This window comes from Pseudomonas lini (assembly GCF_001042905.1).
GTDB lineage: Bacteria > Pseudomonadota > Gammaproteobacteria > Pseudomonadales > Pseudomonadaceae > Aquipseudomonas > Aquipseudomonas lini.
In genome coordinates, this window is the sequence record NZ_JYLB01000011.1 from 129,217 (window position 1) to 145,470 (window position 16,254).

At 58.9% G+C, this 16,254-nt stretch carries 15 protein-coding genes; all 15 read left to right on the forward strand.

All coding sequences use genetic code 11. The annotated features are described in order from the left end of the window. Positions 1–44: 44 nt before the first annotated feature. The 15 genes from atpG to nudK all read left to right on the forward strand — a co-directional run bounded on the left by atpG (position 45) and on the right by nudK (position 16,252). On the forward strand, positions 45–905 hold the full coding sequence (gene atpG, locus TU81_RS26440) for a F0F1 ATP synthase subunit gamma (protein WP_038980432.1): 861 nt from the start codon (positions 45–47) through the stop codon (positions 903–905). 27 nt (positions 906–932) lie between these two features. Then, positions 933–2,312 carry a F0F1 ATP synthase subunit beta gene (atpD, locus tag TU81_RS26445; RefSeq protein ID WP_038980433.1) on the forward strand — a complete coding sequence of 460 codons (1,380 nt, stop codon included), beginning with the start codon at positions 933–935 and terminating at the stop codon, positions 2,310–2,312. A gap of 45 nt (positions 2,313–2,357) precedes the next feature. Then, positions 2,358–2,783 carry a F0F1 ATP synthase subunit epsilon gene (locus TU81_RS26450; RefSeq protein ID WP_007969909.1) on the forward strand — a complete coding sequence of 142 codons (426 nt, stop codon included), beginning with the start codon at positions 2,358–2,360 and terminating at the stop codon, positions 2,781–2,783. Between the two features lie 117 nt (positions 2,784–2,900). Beyond that, positions 2,901–4,268, forward strand: coding sequence for a bifunctional UDP-N-acetylglucosamine diphosphorylase/glucosamine-1-phosphate N-acetyltransferase GlmU (gene glmU / locus TU81_RS26455; RefSeq protein WP_038980434.1), 1,368 nt, complete (start codon positions 2,901–2,903; stop codon positions 4,266–4,268). 197 nt (positions 4,269–4,465) lie between these two features. Then, a complete protein-coding gene (locus tag TU81_RS26460; protein ID WP_038980435.1) occupies positions 4,466–5,242 on the forward strand; it encodes a DeoR/GlpR family DNA-binding transcription regulator in 777 nt (258 codons plus the stop codon). A gap of 1 nt (position 5,243) precedes the next feature. After that, complete coding sequence (glmS, locus tag TU81_RS26465) at positions 5,244–7,076, forward strand: glutamine--fructose-6-phosphate transaminase (isomerizing) (RefSeq protein ID WP_038980436.1); 1,833 nt, start codon at positions 5,244–5,246, stop codon at positions 7,074–7,076. A 711-nt stretch (positions 7,077–7,787) separates the two neighbouring features. Continuing rightward, positions 7,788–8,849 (forward strand): Gfo/Idh/MocA family protein, encoded by a 1,062-nt coding sequence (locus tag TU81_RS26470; protein WP_038980437.1) that lies wholly within the window; start codon positions 7,788–7,790, stop codon positions 8,847–8,849. A 4-nt stretch (positions 8,850–8,853) separates the two neighbouring features. After that, positions 8,854–9,969, forward strand: a complete 1,116-nt coding sequence (locus tag TU81_RS26475) for a DegT/DnrJ/EryC1/StrS family aminotransferase (RefSeq protein ID WP_048397370.1) — start codon at positions 8,854–8,856, stop codon at positions 9,967–9,969. Further along, on the forward strand, positions 9,970–10,482 hold the full coding sequence (locus TU81_RS26480) for an NUDIX hydrolase (protein WP_038980441.1): 513 nt from the start codon (positions 9,970–9,972) through the stop codon (positions 10,480–10,482). It begins immediately after the preceding gene. Then, positions 10,479–11,582, forward strand: a complete 1,104-nt coding sequence (locus TU81_RS26485) for a DegT/DnrJ/EryC1/StrS family aminotransferase (protein WP_048397372.1) — start codon at positions 10,479–10,481, stop codon at positions 11,580–11,582. Before TU81_RS26480 ends, TU81_RS26485 begins: the two co-directional genes overlap by 4 nt. After that, on the forward strand, positions 11,563–12,933 hold the full coding sequence (locus TU81_RS26490) for an NAD(P)/FAD-dependent oxidoreductase (protein ID WP_048397374.1): 1,371 nt from the start codon (positions 11,563–11,565) through the stop codon (positions 12,931–12,933). The genes TU81_RS26485 and TU81_RS26490 overlap by 20 nt, the downstream gene beginning before the upstream one ends. Continuing rightward, positions 12,930–13,628, forward strand: coding sequence for an HAD family hydrolase (locus tag TU81_RS26495; protein ID WP_048397375.1), 699 nt, complete (start codon positions 12,930–12,932; stop codon positions 13,626–13,628). The genes TU81_RS26490 and TU81_RS26495 overlap by 4 nt, the downstream gene beginning before the upstream one ends. 2 nt (positions 13,629–13,630) lie before the next feature. Continuing rightward, the gene (locus TU81_RS26500) at positions 13,631–14,743 is read left to right on the forward strand and encodes a fatty acid desaturase family protein (RefSeq protein WP_048397378.1); all 1,113 of its coding nucleotides are present in this window, start codon (positions 13,631–13,633) and stop codon (positions 14,741–14,743) included. After that, entirely contained in the window at positions 14,740–15,651 is a 912-nt protein-coding gene (mtnP, locus tag TU81_RS26505; protein WP_048397380.1) for an S-methyl-5'-thioadenosine phosphorylase, read from the forward strand. The genes TU81_RS26500 and mtnP overlap by 4 nt, the downstream gene beginning before the upstream one ends. Positions 15,652–15,655: 4 nt before the next feature. Beyond that, on the forward strand, positions 15,656–16,252 hold the full coding sequence (gene nudK, locus TU81_RS26510; RefSeq protein ID WP_038980451.1) for a GDP-mannose pyrophosphatase NudK: 597 nt from the start codon (positions 15,656–15,658) through the stop codon (positions 16,250–16,252). Positions 16,253–16,254: the final 2 nt, after the last annotated feature.

The window sequence follows — 16,254 nt, forward strand, 5'->3', positions numbered from 1 at the left end:
GCGGGAGCCGCAAGGCTCCCGCTTGCTAACCTGATAGGTGTTACATGGCAGGCGCAAAAGAGATTCGCAGTAAGATTGCGAGCATCAAAAGCACGCAAAAGATTACCAGCGCCATGGAAAAAGTGGCGGTCAGCAAAATGCGCAAGGCACAAATGCGCATGGCTGCTAGCCGTCCTTACGCGGAGCGCATCCGCCAGGTTATTGGCCATCTGGCCAACGCCAACCCGGAATATCGCCACCCATTCATGATCGACCGTGAAGTAAAGCGCGTCGGTTACGTCGTGGTGAGCAGTGACCGTGGTCTGTGTGGTGGCTTGAACACCAACCTGTTCAAGGCCCTGGTCAAGGACATGGCGGTAAACCGCGATAACGGCGTCGAGATTGATCTGTGTGTCGTTGGTAGCAAGGGTGCGGCTTTCTTCCGCAACTTCGGCGGTAACGTCGTTGCAGCTATCAGCCACCTGGGTGAAGAGCCGTCGATCAATGACTTGATCGGCAGCGTCAAGGTGATGCTGGATGCCTACCTGGACGGCCGTATTGATCGCCTGTCCGTGGTATCCAACAAGTTCATCAACACCATGACGCAATCGCCTACCGTGGAGCAGTTGATTCCACTGGTGGCAACCCCGGATCAAGAACTCAAGCACCACTGGGATTATCTGTACGAACCGGACGCCAAAGAGCTGCTTGACGGCTTGATGGTCCGTTACGTGGAGTCGCAGGTCTACCAGGCGGTGGTCGAGAACAACGCGGCTGAACAAGCTGCGCGGATGATCGCGATGAAGAACGCTACCGACAACGCCGGTGATTTGATCAGCGATTTGCAGCTGGTCTACAACAAGGCGCGTCAGGCTGCGATCACCCAAGAGATCTCGGAAATCGTCGGCGGCGCTGCCGCGGTTTAACGGTTCAAATATTCAGAGGATCCAGCTATGAGTAGCGGACGTATCGTTCAAATCATCGGCGCCGTTATCGACGTGGAATTTCCACGCGACAGCGTACCGAGCATCTACAACGCGCTGACAGTTCAAAGCGCGGCCGGGACCACCCTGGAAGTTCAGCAGCAGCTGGGCGACGGCGTGGTTCGTACCATTGCGATGGGTTCCACCGAAGGCTTGAAGCGCGGTCTGGACGTCATCGACTCCGGCGCAGCCATCTCCGTACCAGTCGGTAAAGCGACCCTGGGCCGGATCATGGACGTTCTGGGTAACCCGATCGACGAAGCTGGCCCGATCGACACCGAAGAGCGCTGGGGCATTCACCGTCCTGCGCCATCCTTCGCTGAACAAGCGGGCGGCAACGACCTGCTGGAAACCGGCATCAAGGTTATCGACCTGGTTTGCCCGTTCGCCAAGGGTGGTAAAGTCGGTCTGTTCGGTGGTGCCGGTGTAGGCAAAACCGTAAACATGATGGAACTGATCCGTAACATCGCCATCGAGCACAGCGGTTATTCCGTGTTCGCCGGTGTGGGTGAGCGTACTCGTGAGGGTAACGACTTCTACCACGAGATGAAGGATTCCAACGTTCTGGACAAAGTGGCACTGGTTTACGGTCAGATGAACGAGCCGCCGGGTAACCGTCTGCGCGTAGCACTGACTGGCCTGACCATGGCCGAGAAGTTCCGTGACGAAGGTAACGACGTTCTGCTGTTCGTCGACAACATCTATCGTTACACCCTGGCCGGTACTGAAGTATCCGCACTGCTGGGCCGTATGCCTTCGGCAGTAGGTTACCAGCCGACCCTGGCTGAAGAGATGGGCGTTCTGCAAGAACGTATCACTTCGACCAAGGAAGGTTCGATCACTTCGATCCAAGCGGTATATGTACCTGCGGATGACTTGACTGACCCGTCGCCAGCGACCACCTTCGCCCACTTGGACGCCACCGTCGTTCTGTCCCGTGACATCGCTTCCCTGGGTATCTACCCAGCGGTCGATCCACTCGACTCGACTTCGCGCCAGCTGGACCCGAACGTAATCGGCCAGGACCACTACGACACCGCTCGCGGCGTACAGTATGTTCTGCAGCGTTACAAAGAACTGAAGGACATCATTGCGATCCTGGGTATGGACGAGCTGTCGGAAGCCGACAAGCAGTTGGTAAACCGTGCTCGTAAGATCCAGCGTTTCTTGTCGCAGCCGTTCTTCGTGGCTGAAGTCTTCACCGGCGCTTCGGGTAAATACGTTTCCCTGAAAGACACCATTGCTGGCTTCAAAGGCATCCTCAACGGTGACTACGACCACCTGCCAGAACAAGCGTTCTACATGGTCGGCGGCATCGAAGAAGCGATCGAGAAAGCCAAGAAACTGTAATCCCGGCGCCCGGCAACGGGCGCTAATTTAGGTTGAGGCAATCAGATGGCTATGACAGTCCATTGCGATATCGTCAGCGCGGAAGGGGAAATCTTTTCCGGTCTGGTCGAGATGGTGATTGCGCACGGTGCACTGGGTGATCTTGGTATCGCTCTGGGTCACGCGCCGTTGATCACTAATCTCAAGCCGGGCCCGATCCGCCTGGTCAAGCAGGGCGGGGAAGAGGAGGTGTATTACATCTCCGGCGGTTTCCTCGAGGTTCAGCCGAACATGGTCAAGGTTCTTGCCGACACCGTGCAACGTGCTGCCGACCTGGACGAAGCCTCCGCTCAGGAAGCCGTTAAGGCTGCCGAGAAGGCCTTGCATGAGCGAGGCGCGGAATTCGATTACGGTTCTGCTGCCGCACGTCTGGCCGAGGCTGCAGCTCAGCTGCGCACCGTCCAGCAGATCCGCAAGAAGTTCGGCCACTAATCGGCCATCGACTTATTGTGTGATTGATTAAAAAGGGTAGCCTCGGCTACCCTTTTTTCTTTTTCCGAGTTTCATCACCCGGTCGCAGCCGCTGACCCCCAGGATTAGTAGCCTGTCATGTCTCTTGAAATCGTTATCCTCGCTGCCGGCCAAGGCACGCGCATGCGTTCGGCCTTGCCGAAAGTTCTGCACCCGGTTGCCGGTAACTCAATGCTTGGCCATGTTATCCACACGGCCCGGCAACTTGATCCACAACGCATCCATGTGGTGATCGGACATGGTGCCGAATCGGTGCGCGAGCGTCTGGCGGCCGATGACCTGGATTTCGTCCTGCAGGATCAACAACTGGGTACCGGACATGCGGTGGCCCAGGCGGTACCGTTCATCAAGTCCGACACCGTGCTGATTCTGTACGGCGACGTCCCCTTGATCGAAGTCGAAACCCTGCAACGCTTGCTCAAGCATGTGGTGCCAGGGCAGATGGGCTTGCTGACCGTCGAACTGGACGACGCGACTGGTTATGGCCGCATCGTGCGCGACACTGACGGTAACGTTGCAGCCATTGTTGAACACAAGGACGCCAACGAGGCTCAACGTGCCATCAATGAAGGCAATACCGGCATCCTTGCTGTTCCTGCCGATCGCCTGGCCGACTGGACGAGCCGTCTTTCGAACAACAATGTTCAGGGAGAGTACTACCTGACCGATGTCATCGAAATGGCGGTCAGCGATGGTCTGGTGGTGGCTACCGAGCAACCCCACGACCCTATGGAAGTGCAGGGCGCCAACGATCGCAAGCAACTGGCTGAGCTTGAGCGTCACTATCAGCTGCGCGCTGCTCGTCGTTTGATGGCTCAGGGCGTGACCCTGCGCGACCCGGCACGTTTCGATGTGCGTGGTGAGGTCACCGTTGGTCGCGATGTGCTGATCGACATCAACGTGATCCTCGAAGGTAAAGTGGTCATCGAGGACGACGTGGTGATCGGTCCGAACTGCGTGATCAAGGACAGCACCCTGCGCAAAGGCGTGGTGATCAAGGCCAACAGCCATATCGAAGGCGCGATCCTCGGCGAAGGCAGCGATGCCGGTCCGTTCGCACGTCTGCGCCCGGGCACGGTGCTGGACGCTCGCGCGCATGTGGGTAACTTCGTTGAGCTGAAGAATGCCCACTTGGGCGAGGGCGCCAAGGCCGGTCACTTGACGTATCTGGGCGATGCCGAGATCGGTGCGCGCACCAACATCGGCGCGGGCACCATCACCTGTAACTACGATGGCGCGAACAAGTGGAAAACCGTGCTGGGTGAAGATGTGTTCATCGGTTCCAACAACTCGTTGGTGGCGCCTGTGGATATCTCCGCGGGTGCGACCACGGCGGCAGGTTCGACCATTACCCAGAATGTGGATAAGGCTCAGTTGGCCGTGGGTCGGGCGCGGCAGAAGAACATTAATGGCTGGAAGCGGCCGGAGAAGATCAAGAAGAGCTGAGTTATCCACAGCAAGATCAAAAGATCGCAGCCTTCGGCAGCTCCTACAGGATGAACACGAATTCACCGTAGGGAGCTGCCGAAGGCTGCGATCTTTTTTATGGGATCCACACATTTTTTTTCTGACGCTGGCTTGACGAAGTTTCGACAATAGGTTTTGATTGCTTACGTTATCTTTCGAATCGAAACTTACTAACCATGTCGAAGCGCAACACGCCCCAACGCCGCCACAACATCCTCGCCTTGCTCAATGAGCAGGGAGAAGTCAGCGTGGACGAGTTGGCCAAGCGCTTCGAAACCTCCGAAGTTACGATTCGCAAGGACTTGGCGGCGCTTGAAAGCAATGGTCTGTTGCTGCGTCGTTATGGCGGGGCGGTCACGATGCCTCAGGAGCTGGTCGCCGACCTCGGCCAACCGGTTTCCAAATACAAGCAGGCCATTGCCCGCGCCGCCGTCACGCGAATCCGCGAGCATGCGCGAATCATCATCGACAGCGGCAGCACCACCGCCGCGATGATCCCGGAACTCGGTCAGCAACCGGGTCTGGTGGTGATGACTAACTCCCTGTATGTCGCCAACGCTTTGAGCGAACTCGAGCACGAGCCGGTGCTGCTGATGACCGGGGGGACCTGGGACCCGCATTCCGAGTCCTTCCAGGGTCAGGTGGCCGAGCAAGTACTACGCTCATATGACTTTGATCAGCTATTTATCGGTGCCGATGGCATTGATCTGATACGCGGGACCACCACCTTCAATGAATTGCTGGGCTTGAGCCGCGTCATGGCCGAAGTTGCCCGCGAAGTAATCGTGATGGTCGAGGCCGACAAGATCGGTCGCAAAATTCCCAATCTGGAGCTGCCATGGAGCAGCGTCCATACCCTCATTACCGATGATCGTCTGCCACTGGAGGCACGCGATCAGATTCAGGCCCGCGGCATTAATTTGATTTGCGCCGCCGTCAGTCAGGAGAACTAGCATGTGTGGAATTGTCGGTGCAGTCGCAGAACGTAACGTTACCGCCATCCTGCTCGAAGGCCTCAAGCGCCTGGAATACCGTGGCTATGACAGCGCCGGTGTGGCGGTGTACACCAACGATCAAAAGCTCTTGCGCACGCGTCGTCCGGGCAAGGTCAGCGAGCTGGAACAAGCGCTGATCGAAGAGCCTCTGGTCGGCCGCCTGGGCATTGCCCACACCCGCTGGGCGACCCACGGCGCGCCGTGCGAACGCAATGCTCACCCGCATTTTTCGGGCGATCTGGCGGTGGTGCACAACGGCATCATCGAGAACCATGAAGCCCTGCGCGAGCAACTCCAGGCTTTGGGTCATGTGTTCACGTCGGACACCGACACTGAAGTCATCGCGCATTTGCTGCACGAAAAACTCAAGCTTCAACCCGACCTGACGGTAGCCCTGAAAGCGACCGTGCAAGAGCTGCACGGTGCTTACGGCCTGGCGGTGATCAACGCCCTGCAACCGGATCGCCTGGTGGCGGCCCGTAGTGGCAGCCCATTGGTGATCGGTCTGGGCATGGGTGAGAACTTCCTGGCCTCCGACCAGTTGGCACTACGTCAGGTCACCGACCGCTTCATGTACCTGGAAGAAGGCGATATCGCCGAAATTCGCCGCGACAGCGTGCAGATCTGGGACATCAATGGCGCGCTCGTCGAGCGTGAAAGCGTTCAGTACCGCGACGGTGCCGAAGCGGCTGACAAGGGCGAATTCCGGCATTACATGCTCAAGGAAATTCACGAGCAACCGGTCGTGGTGCAGCGCACTCTCGAAGGTCGCCTGAGCCATAACCAGGTGCTGGTCGAAGCATTCGGCCCAACAGCTGCCGAGCTGTTCGCCAAGGTGCGCAATGTACAGATCGTCGCCTGCGGCACCAGCTATCACGCCGGCATGGTTGCCCGTTACTGGCTCGAAGAACTGGCTGGCATCCCATGTCAGGTCGAAGTCGCCAGCGAATTCCGCTACCGCAAAGTAGTGGTGCAGCCCGACACCCTGTTCGTGAGCATCTCCCAGTCCGGTGAAACCGCCGACACCTTGGCCGCCCTGCGCAATGCCAAAGAGCTGGGCTTCCTTTCCAGCCTGGCCATCTGCAACGTCGGCATCAGTTCCCTGGTGCGTGAATCGGACCTGACGCTACTGACCCAGGCCGGTCGCGAAATCGGCGTGGCCTCGACCAAAGCCTTCACCACTCAATTGGTTGGCCTGCTGTTACTGACTCTGTCTCTGGGTCAGGTTCGCGGTACGTTGGCCGAAGGTGTCGAAGCCACACTGGTCGAAGAGCTGCGTCGCCTGCCGACCCGCTTGGGCGAAGCCCTGGCCATGGACAGCACCGTGGAGAAAATCGCCGAGCTGTTCGCCGAGAAGAACCACACGCTGTTCCTCGGTCGCGGCGCGCAATTCCCGGTGGCGATGGAAGGGGCCCTCAAGCTCAAGGAAATCTCCTACATCCACGCTGAAGCCTATCCGGCCGGCGAACTGAAACATGGCCCGTTGGCGCTTGTGGATAACGATATGCCGGTGGTTACCGTGGCGCCGAACAACGAGTTGCTGGAGAAGTTGAAATCCAACCTCCAGGAAGTCCGCGCTCGTGGTGGTGAGTTGATCGTCTTCGCCGACGAGCAGGCCGGCATGACCAATGGTGAAGGCACTCATGTCGTCCAGATGCCGCACATTCACGACATCCTGTCGCCGATCCTCTACACCATCCCGCTGCAACTGCTCTCGTACTACGTCGCTGTATTGAAAGGCACTGACGTTGACCAGCCGCGTAACTTGGCGAAGTCGGTGACGGTGGAGTAAGCCGCAGCGACTGCCCCTGCTGACAAGGCCCCGCAAGTCATGATGACTTCCGGGGCCTTGTGCATTCTGAATCTTCAGAATCTATAGGCTGGTATTCATCAGATCTATATAGATACTGGGTCTAGCAGATTAACTGGCGGGGTTATCAATCATGGTCTAAACATAAAGCCACATTGAAGAGCTTGCTATCAATGTGGCGCCGCAGGGGACTCGCGGAGTTCGAGTACCTGCGTCTCAGGGAAGAAAATGATGTTCAAGGATGATTTCGCTCATGCATGATTATTTGCAAGAGAGTCGCTTTTCCATTGCTGATGGAATCCGCGGCCGGCTCATGAAGGCTTTTGCTCGATGGGCAACAAATCCGGACCCGGACACCTCGCTGAAGGCCCGATCCAGGGATCCCCTCAATCACCGCTTCGGCGGCGTAACACCGGCTTCCGCCGACAGCCAGGCTGCCCGATGGCATGCCTGTTCCACGCGGCAATCGTCAAGGCATACGGCTTTGGCAACCTCAGGTAACAGCCCCAATAGACCGCGCGATGATGATCATCGTCAGTGCGAGCTATTGATCTAGAAGAAGCACTGCAAGAGTTCAAAACGAACGCTGGATTCTTTTGGCTTACTGGAGAGTAAAGCCAGTCGGAATCCGTGTACACGTTCGTCCAACATTCCTACGTACGCAGCACCCACTTTTCCAGGATGGAGATGGTAATGACAGTACTCAGAGTTGGCATCGTTGGTCTCGGCAATCAAATGCAAGAAAATTTGCTGCCCACCCTATTACAAATGCCGGACATTCGGATTGTCGCCGTATGTGACAGCGACCTTGCCCGAGCCGCGCAAATCCACCGCTTTATCTCGGATGTCGTTATTACCGACGACTTCGACCATATGCTCGATACAGGCACGCTCGACGCCGTCGTCATGGCTTGTCCACCCCAGGCGCATCGAGATCTTTCGCTCAAGGCCATGGCCAAGGGCGTCCATGTGTTCGTCGAAAAACCACCGTGCTTTACCCTGAGTGAGCTGGAAAACCTGATTGAGGTCAGCCGTCAGACCAATGTGATCACTGGCGTTGGCATGAACTTCAAGTTTGCCAAGCCTATGCGTCAGTTGCGCGATATCACCCGCACCGAACAGTTCGGCAAAGTCGTACACATCCAACTCAACCATTACGCCAGCAAACCCACGGCACCACTCTGGGGCCTGGATTCGACACTGCGTTCCTTCCTGCTGGCTCAAGCAATCCATACGATCGACTTGGGGGTGACATTCGGCGGCGGTGAGCTGCGTGACATCGAATCACGGGTTCAACGGCATGACGACTCACTGTTGGTGAGCCTGGAATTGCAATTCTCGACCGGTGCCACGGTGAGTCTGTTGAGCGGCACGATGTTCCCGTACTTCGAGTTCGACATGAAGATCGTCAGCTCCAAATCGATGATGGTCGAGTTGAACAACCTGTGGAATATCACCATGCACGAGCCGGAGCACGGCACCAGTGCAACCGGCACTGCCAAGCGCTGGCGCGGGGCCTGGCAGCCTGGTCCGCTGGACTCCGGGTATGAACGCAGCGGCTATTTCGGTGAGTTGGAGAAGTTCTTCGACGCCGTGCGCAATCACACACCGTACGAGGCCAATTTCGAAAGCCTGCTGCCGACCTTCAAAGTGATCGAGCAAATCTGCTACGCCGATAGCCAACGTGATATCGCGCCGGTGCTTCCCCTGCGCGCTGACCATTTCGCGAAATCCAAAGCCCAAGTCGGAGCCTGATTCAATGCCTTCTAATCAATCCAACGTCGCGACTGCCCGAGTGTCTGTTTCTGATAAGTATCGCCCGGTGTATGCCGACGACCTGCTGACCATGCAACAAACCCTGGAGCGTCCGCTGTCGGGCACCAGCGATGTGGTGACCGAGTACGAAAGCAAGCTTGCCCAGTGGTTCGACGCTCGGCATGCGATTGCCGTTTCGTCGGGCGGTGCAGCGCTGAGCGTGGCAATTTATGCCGCTGGCGTAGGTCCGGGCGATGATGTGCTGCTGACCCCGAGCTGCCCGCTGTGCACCATTTACCCGATCATTGCTGCCGGCGCCAATCCGATTTTCGTCGACACCCGCACCCATGGTTTTGGCGCCGATCCGGCATCGATCAAGGCCCGCATGACTCCGCGTACCCGGGCGATCATCGATATCCCGATGTGGGGCTATCCGACCGAAGTCGATGAGTTGCGCACCCTCACCCATGAATTGGGTATCAAGCTCATTCTGGACCTGGCGCATTCCCACGGTACAACCCTGCATGACCGTCCGCTTTCGCAGTATGGCGACCTGTCGTGCTTCAGTACCCATGAACGCAAGCCGCTGGCCACCGGTGAGGGCGGTTTTATCCTGACCGACGACGATGCGCTGGCCCAGCGCAGCCGCGATTACAGCCGTTTCGGCAACCTGAACGGCAAGGATTTCGGCCTGAACTACAAGCTTGCGGCGCTGCCAGCAGCGCTGGGTGGCAGCCGTTTGGCGTCCCTGGCGGGTCAGATCGAGAAGCGCAGCGAGAACGCGGCGTATTTCCTCAGCAAGCTTGATCACAGCAAGGTGCGTGAGAAGAAAATCATTAATGGCGGTGTGCCGAACTACTACTTCCTGAATCTGGAACTGCACTTCGCCGATAACCGCGCCTTCATCGATTATCTGGACGAAGCCGGTATTCCCTCCGACATCAAACGTTACGGTTGCAAGGCGCTCTATGAGTTTCCGGCATTGACCCAATACCGCAATGAGTGCCCGAATGCCGAAGCCTTGCTGGCGGGCATGACGACGATTCCGGTGCATCCGGACATCACCCTGGCCGAGCTCGACTACATGGCCGAACGCATCAACCAGTACGGTGCCCCGTGAATGACTGACACACTCGATCGCTCGCAATTGGATCGGCACTTCACCGCGTCCGGGTTCGTTCTGAACCCGGAGCGGGAGATGTTGCTGCTGCATCACCGCAAGCTCGACGTCTGGCTGTACCCGGGCGGCCATATCGAGCAAGGCGAAACCCCTGACGTGGCGGTGTTGCGGGAAATTTTCGAAGAAACGGGGATTCGCGCCCACCTGATCGGTGAGCGCGATGAAGAGCTTGCCGATGTCGAAACCGACGTCACGGTGCTGCATCAGCCGTACCGGATTCTGTGCGAATACATCAACGACAAGCGCGGGCCGCACTATCATCTGGACCTGATTTACGTCACGGCGACCGAGTTGCGCAGCGTCCCTGACAACAGGGAGGTGGAGCACGCCCGGTTCTTCACGCAAAAGGAAACGGCGAACCTGAAGATGTTCCCCAACTTCCGGCGCATGGTGGACCGGGTGTTTGCCGATGATGCGGTCTGGGACATGGTCGGCATGAAGGTGTCGAAATGAGTCTGGCGGCGGTTTCAACGCGAACCATCGCGCAGAAATGCTCTCACGCCACGGCCGACGATCTGCGGGAGCTTGAGTGGGCATTGCATAGCGGCCTGACCGGCACCTCGCAGATCGTCGACGAGTACGAGGCCGCGCTTGCGGCGCTGTACGGCGTGCGGCATGTGATTGCCGTATCGTCCGGGGCTGCGTCGGTGACAGCCGCGTTGGCCGGTGTCGATTTCCGTCCGGGGGATGAAGTTATCGTCGCACCGACAGGACCGATCTGTACCGTGCTGCCGATTTTGTCCCTGGGGCTGGTGCCGGTCTTTTGCGATGTGGCGCCGGACAGTTTCGGCCTCGACCCAGTGGACCTGCGACGCTGCATCAGTGATCGCACCTGCGCGGTGATCGAGGTGCCAATGTGGGGTTATCCGATTCGCTCGGATGCCACTTGGGCGTATTTGCGTGAGGCAGGCATTCCGCTGATTCAGGACTTGGCCCACGCCCACATGACTCGCCTGAACGGCACCTGGCTTGCCCATCACGGCGAGATCAGCTGTTTCAGCACCCACGATTGTAAGTTCATCTCCACCGGCGAAGGTGGTTTTGTCATGACCGATGATGATGAGCGGGCAGCGCGCATCCGCGCCTACACGCGCTTCGGCAATCTGACAGGCGAAACCCTGGGCATCAACCTGAAACTCGGTGGCCTGCAAGCGGCGCTGGGTCTGGCGCGCTCGCGTCAGCTCGGTGCGAACCTGCAGCACCGCCAGCGCAATCGCGAGCGGTTGCTGGGGATGCTGGACAACCCGGCCTTTCGGGAAATGCCGGTGGTCGTCGGTGGTGAAGTCAACGCCTATTCGTTGTTGCTGCAAGCAGTCGGGCACGATGGGCGCGAACTGGTGCACTACCAGCAGCGGCACGGTATCGAGTCGGATATCGGCAAGTACGATAACCAACCGCTGTACCAGTTGCCCCTGTTGACCCGCTACCAGCGCGATTGCCCCAACGCCGCCCGATTACTGCGTTCACTGACCACAGTGCCGTTGCACCCCGATCTGGTGGACGACGACCTGCATTACATCGCCAAGGTGCTCAATGACTACTCTCCCGCCTGAATCAGCCGGTCGCGGCCGCCATGCGGTGGTGATCGGCGGCAGCGTGACCGGTTGCCTGACGGCCGCGGTGCTCGCCCGTCGTTTCGAGCGCGTCACCGTGATCGAAAAAAGCAACTTCTACGACGAAACCGGCCCGCGTCAGAGCATTCCCCAGGAGCATCACGTGCATCTGCTGCTGTTGCGTGGCAAGCAGATCATCGAGGGCATATTCCCCGGAATCCTCAAGGCGCTGGAGCACAGCGGTGCGCAAGTGGCGGACCTTGGCCACGATGTGAAGTGGTATCAGGGTGGACGCTGGAAGAACCGCTACCGAAGCGGCATCTATGCGCACTATTGCAGTCGTCGACTGATCGACAACCAATTGCGCCGATGCCTGTCGCAGGTGCCACGGGTCGAGGTGCTTTCCGGCGCGCGGGTGACGCGTCTGGAGTTTTCCGGCCACAGCAACCCGCGTGCGGTGAGCGGGGTGGTGATTGACAGCGGCTCTGGCGAACACAGCCTGGCCTGCGATCTGGTGGTGGACGCCAGTGGCCGGGGCACGCACCTGCCAACGTGGCTGAAAGAGGCCGGGTTCGGCGCGGTCGAAACCAGCGTGGTCAAGACCGAGCTCGGTTACGCGTCACGCATCTATCGCCGCCTTCCGGCCTTCGCCGAGCAATGGCAGGTGCTGCTGGTGCTGCCCACTGCACCGGCGCAGAGTTCCATGGGGGTAATCAGCCCCATTGAAGGCAATCGGTGGATGGTGACGACCGGGGGATGGTTCGGCAATTTTCCTGGCAAGGACCCTGACGAGTTCTTGCAGGCCCTGGCCGCGCTACCGGTGCCGGATATCCATGAAGTCATCCGCGACGCCGAACCGCTGTCGGACGTTTTCACCTTCAAGATGCCGGGCAGCAGTCGTCGCCATTACGACCGTATCGAACACTGGCCGACCGGTCTGCTGGTGGTGGGCGATGCCCTGAGCAGCATGAATCCGCTCTACAGCCAAGGCATGACCATCGGTGCCCTCGAAGCCGATTGCATCGATCAACACATCGATGCAGTGCTGGGGCAATCGATCAGTTTTCAACAGTTACAGGCCTCGCTGTGTGGTGTGGTCGATGGCGCCTGGAACATGGCCACCACCGAGGATTTCCGTTTTCCGCAGACTCAGGGCGAGCGCAGTTGGCGTACCGGTTTCCACCATTGGTATGGCGCAGGCCTTGGCAAATTGTCGGCGAGCAATCGTCGCGCGCTCGAAACGCAAATCGGTGTGACCAACCTGGTGATGGAGCCCAGCCGGCTCTATTCACCGGCGATTGTGTCGCGTATCGCACTCAATGCCATCTTTCCCGGGAACACTCGACAATGATCGACGATCTCCTGCACTTCTCTGGCATCGAACACTTGGTGTTCGATTGGAACGGTACTTTGATCGACGATCTCGATCTGGCCGTCTTCGCGGTGAATCGCTGTGGCGAGCATTTTGATGTGGCGCCCATCACGGCGGCTCAATACCGGGCCAAGTTCGATTTCCCCATCGTCAATTTCTACGCGTCGTTGGGTTTTGATTTTTCGCGGACCCCATTCCCGATCATCGTCCAGCGCTACCTTGAGCATTTCGACGCCAACGTTGCGCAATGTCGGTTGCATGACGGTGTCATCGAGTTACTCGCCGCGGCGCGGCGCGCAGGCATTGGTGTGTCGATCCTGTCGGCGTCCCACTGCGATGTGCTCCAGCAAACCCTGGAAGCCAAGGGCCTGCGCGATTGCTTCGAGCACGTGGTGGGGCTGACGCACAATCACGCGACCAGCAAGGCCGCCGAGGCAGTCGTCCTGCAGCAAACCCTCGGCACGCCGGCCGCTCGCACCCTGTTTGTCGGCGATACCCTGCATGACTTTGATGTCGCTCGTTCCGTGGGCTGGCAACCGGTGTTGGTCACCACTGGCCATCAGGACGCCAATCGCCTGCGTCGCAGTGGCGCGGTGCTGTTCGACGGGCTGGGTGAGTTGCTGACCCGCTTCAGCCCCGACGACATGCGCGTCATCGAACTCGGGGAGGCCTGATCGTGACCACACCGCAGATTGTTCTTGTTTGCCTGATCGCGACAACGCTGCTATTGCGTGCGCTGGTCACCTTTTATTACCGCGACAAGCAGCGTGTGCTGCGTTTGCTGAAGCTGGAACCGCGCCTGCCCGATCGCAAGGAGCATTACTACCGACCGCTGGATGAATGGTTCGCACCGTTGCCGTTTATCTGGGTCTGGCTGGATATCGTCGCCGCCGTGCTGCTCGCGTCGATTTATTCCACGCCGTTGATGTGGCTGGGGGTGGTGCTGTGGAGTGGCGGGCGCATGCGGGCGCTGCAAGAGTTCGGGCACAACGCTGTGCATTTCGCCTTGTGTCGGCACCACGCCTGGCAATGGTGGCTGGGCAACGTGTTCTATCAGTTCCCGATATTCAAGCGCGACATGCGCAGCCGTCACCAGGCGCACACCATCGAACACCATCGCCACCCCAATCATCCGCAACTGGACCCCAACCGCGCACGCGTGCACGCCGGCGGTTATGTCGCCGGGTTGTCGCCGGGCGGCTTCTATCGCTTGTTGCTGTACCCGCTGACCCCTGCCGGGGCCTGGGTAAATCTGAGCACGATGGTGCGCAACAGCCTGTTGAATCATTCCCGGGTGACGACGGTGATCCGCTGGCTGAGTGTAATGGCCGTGGCGGCGCTGCTTTACTGGGCGGGTGGCTGGAAAGGCGTGGTGTTTGGCTGGTTGCTGCCGTTGCTGACGTCGTACCCGGTCTATGCCTGGGTCTCGTTGCTTACCGAACACCGCTGGTTCATCGAAGGGTCGTCAAGGGACCGACGTGATCTCGAATACCTGGCCGGTCGGCCCACCGACTACTTCGGCCTGAGCGGCTGGATGGTGCGTGTGTTCATCGCGCCGACCTCTGACGCCTATCACCTGGCCCATTCGCTGTATCCCGGGGTGCGCTGGAATTACCTGCCGGCAATCGACCGTCATCTGAAGATTCACGAACCGCGCTACAGCAACAACGCCAGTGAAGGCTTGCTGTTGCGCCGGGGCAACGCACCGACGGCGCTTTCGGAACTGTACGAGCGCCTGGTCAGCACCGAACAAGAAGAATCCATCCTGAAGACGAGAGGCAATACGTGACGAACTCAACGGAATTTCAACAGGTGCAACGCATTGGCATTATTGGTGGCAGCGGTCTTCAACAGCTGCCAGGTCTGGAAGATATTCGCCTGGTCGAAATCGAGACCGCGTTCGGCCAGCCTTCCTCCCCCGTCACCCTTGGCACGCTCAACGGCGTGCCGGTGGCCTTCGTACAGCGTCATGGGGTTGGGCACACGATTCCACCCGCCTCAATCAATGTGCGCGCCAACATTGCCGCGCTACGTCACGTCGGTTGCACTCAATTGTTATCGGTCAGTGCGGTGGGCAGCCTCAGCCACGATGCGCCACCGGGCAGTTTCGTGCTGATAGATCAATTCATCGATCGCACCATCCAGCGTGACAAGACCTTCTTCGGCCCAGGCCTGGTGGGGCACGTGCCGTTCGGCAATCCAGTGTGCGGGCGCATGCACGCTGTCCTGGCCAAGAGTGTGAAAACGACGGATGTTCAGGCACTCGATAGCGGTACTTATGTCGTGATGGAAGGGCCGCAATTTTCGACCCGGGCCGAATCGAACCTCTATCGCCAATGGGGCGGCACCGTCATCGGCATGACCGCGATGCCCGAGGCGAAACTGGCTCGCGAAGCCGAGCTTTGCTACGCGATGATTGCCATCCCCACCGACTTCGATTGCTGGCATGAGTCCCATGAGGATGTGAACGCCGCCCTCGTCGCCCAACGCATGGCCGACACCTTCACCCTGACTCGCCGATTGGTCACCGAGGCGGTTTCGCGTCTGGGCAAGCATCGCGGTGCCTGCCCGTGCGGCTGTGACCGCGCACTTGATACGGCGGTGATGACCGCGCCTGAACACCGTGACCCGGCCATGGTGGATCGTTTGCTGACCGTCGCACCCAACGCCATGCACCTGAGATCGAATAAGGATTGAAATCATGAATCAAGCCATTGCCACCAAGGATCGCGTGCGCATCAAGCAGGTCGAGGTACTGTCGGATAACTGGTACGTACTGCGCAAAACCACCTACGATTTCCAGGGCCGCGACGGCACCTGGCGAAACATGTCCCGGGAGACCTACGACCGTGGCAACGGGGCGACGATCCTGCTTTACAGCAAGTTGAAGCAGACGGTTGTACTGACCCGGCAATTCCGGTTCCCGGCCTTCGTCAACGAACACGATGGCATGCTCATTGAGACCTGCGCCGGCCTGCTGGACCGAGACGATCCGCACACCTGTATCCGCAAGGAAACCGAGGAAGAAACCGGTTACCGGATTAAAGACGTGCGCAAGATTTTCGAGGCTTTCATGAGCCCTGGATCGGTGACCGAACGCTTGTATTTCTTTGTCGGCGAATATTTCGACGAGGACAAGCTGGGGGAGGGGGGCGGCGTCGAAGCGGAGGGCGAAGAGGTCGAAGTGCTTGAACTGCCCCTCGACGAGGCCCTGGCCATGATCGAGACAGGCGCTATCAGTGACGGCAAGACGATCATGCTCTTGCAGTACGCCAAATTACACCGGCTACTGGAGTGAGC

Coding starts and splice junctions, on each gene's coding strand:
- TU81_RS26485 (WP_048397372.1), top strand. CDS start 10,479: ATGAGTCTGGCGGCGGTTTCAACGCGAACCATCGCGCAGAAATGCTCT.
- glmS (WP_038980436.1), top strand. CDS start 5,244: ATGTGTGGAATTGTCGGTGCAGTCGCAGAACGTAACGTTACCGCCATC.
- TU81_RS26480 (WP_038980441.1), top strand. CDS start 9,970: ATGACTGACACACTCGATCGCTCGCAATTGGATCGGCACTTCACCGCG.
- TU81_RS26470 (WP_038980437.1), top strand. CDS start 7,788: ATGACAGTACTCAGAGTTGGCATCGTTGGTCTCGGCAATCAAATGCAA.
- atpG (WP_038980432.1), top strand. CDS start 45: ATGGCAGGCGCAAAAGAGATTCGCAGTAAGATTGCGAGCATCAAAAGC.
- TU81_RS26460 (WP_038980435.1), top strand. CDS start 4,466: ATGTCGAAGCGCAACACGCCCCAACGCCGCCACAACATCCTCGCCTTG.
- TU81_RS26490 (WP_048397374.1), top strand. CDS start 11,563: ATGACTACTCTCCCGCCTGAATCAGCCGGTCGCGGCCGCCATGCGGTG.
- glmU (WP_038980434.1), top strand. CDS start 2,901: ATGTCTCTTGAAATCGTTATCCTCGCTGCCGGCCAAGGCACGCGCATG.
- atpD (WP_038980433.1), top strand. CDS start 933: ATGAGTAGCGGACGTATCGTTCAAATCATCGGCGCCGTTATCGACGTG.
- TU81_RS26495 (WP_048397375.1), top strand. CDS start 12,930: ATGATCGACGATCTCCTGCACTTCTCTGGCATCGAACACTTGGTGTTC.
- nudK (WP_038980451.1), top strand. CDS start 15,656: ATGAATCAAGCCATTGCCACCAAGGATCGCGTGCGCATCAAGCAGGTC.
- TU81_RS26450 (WP_007969909.1), top strand. CDS start 2,358: ATGGCTATGACAGTCCATTGCGATATCGTCAGCGCGGAAGGGGAAATC.
- TU81_RS26475 (WP_048397370.1), top strand. CDS start 8,854: ATGCCTTCTAATCAATCCAACGTCGCGACTGCCCGAGTGTCTGTTTCT.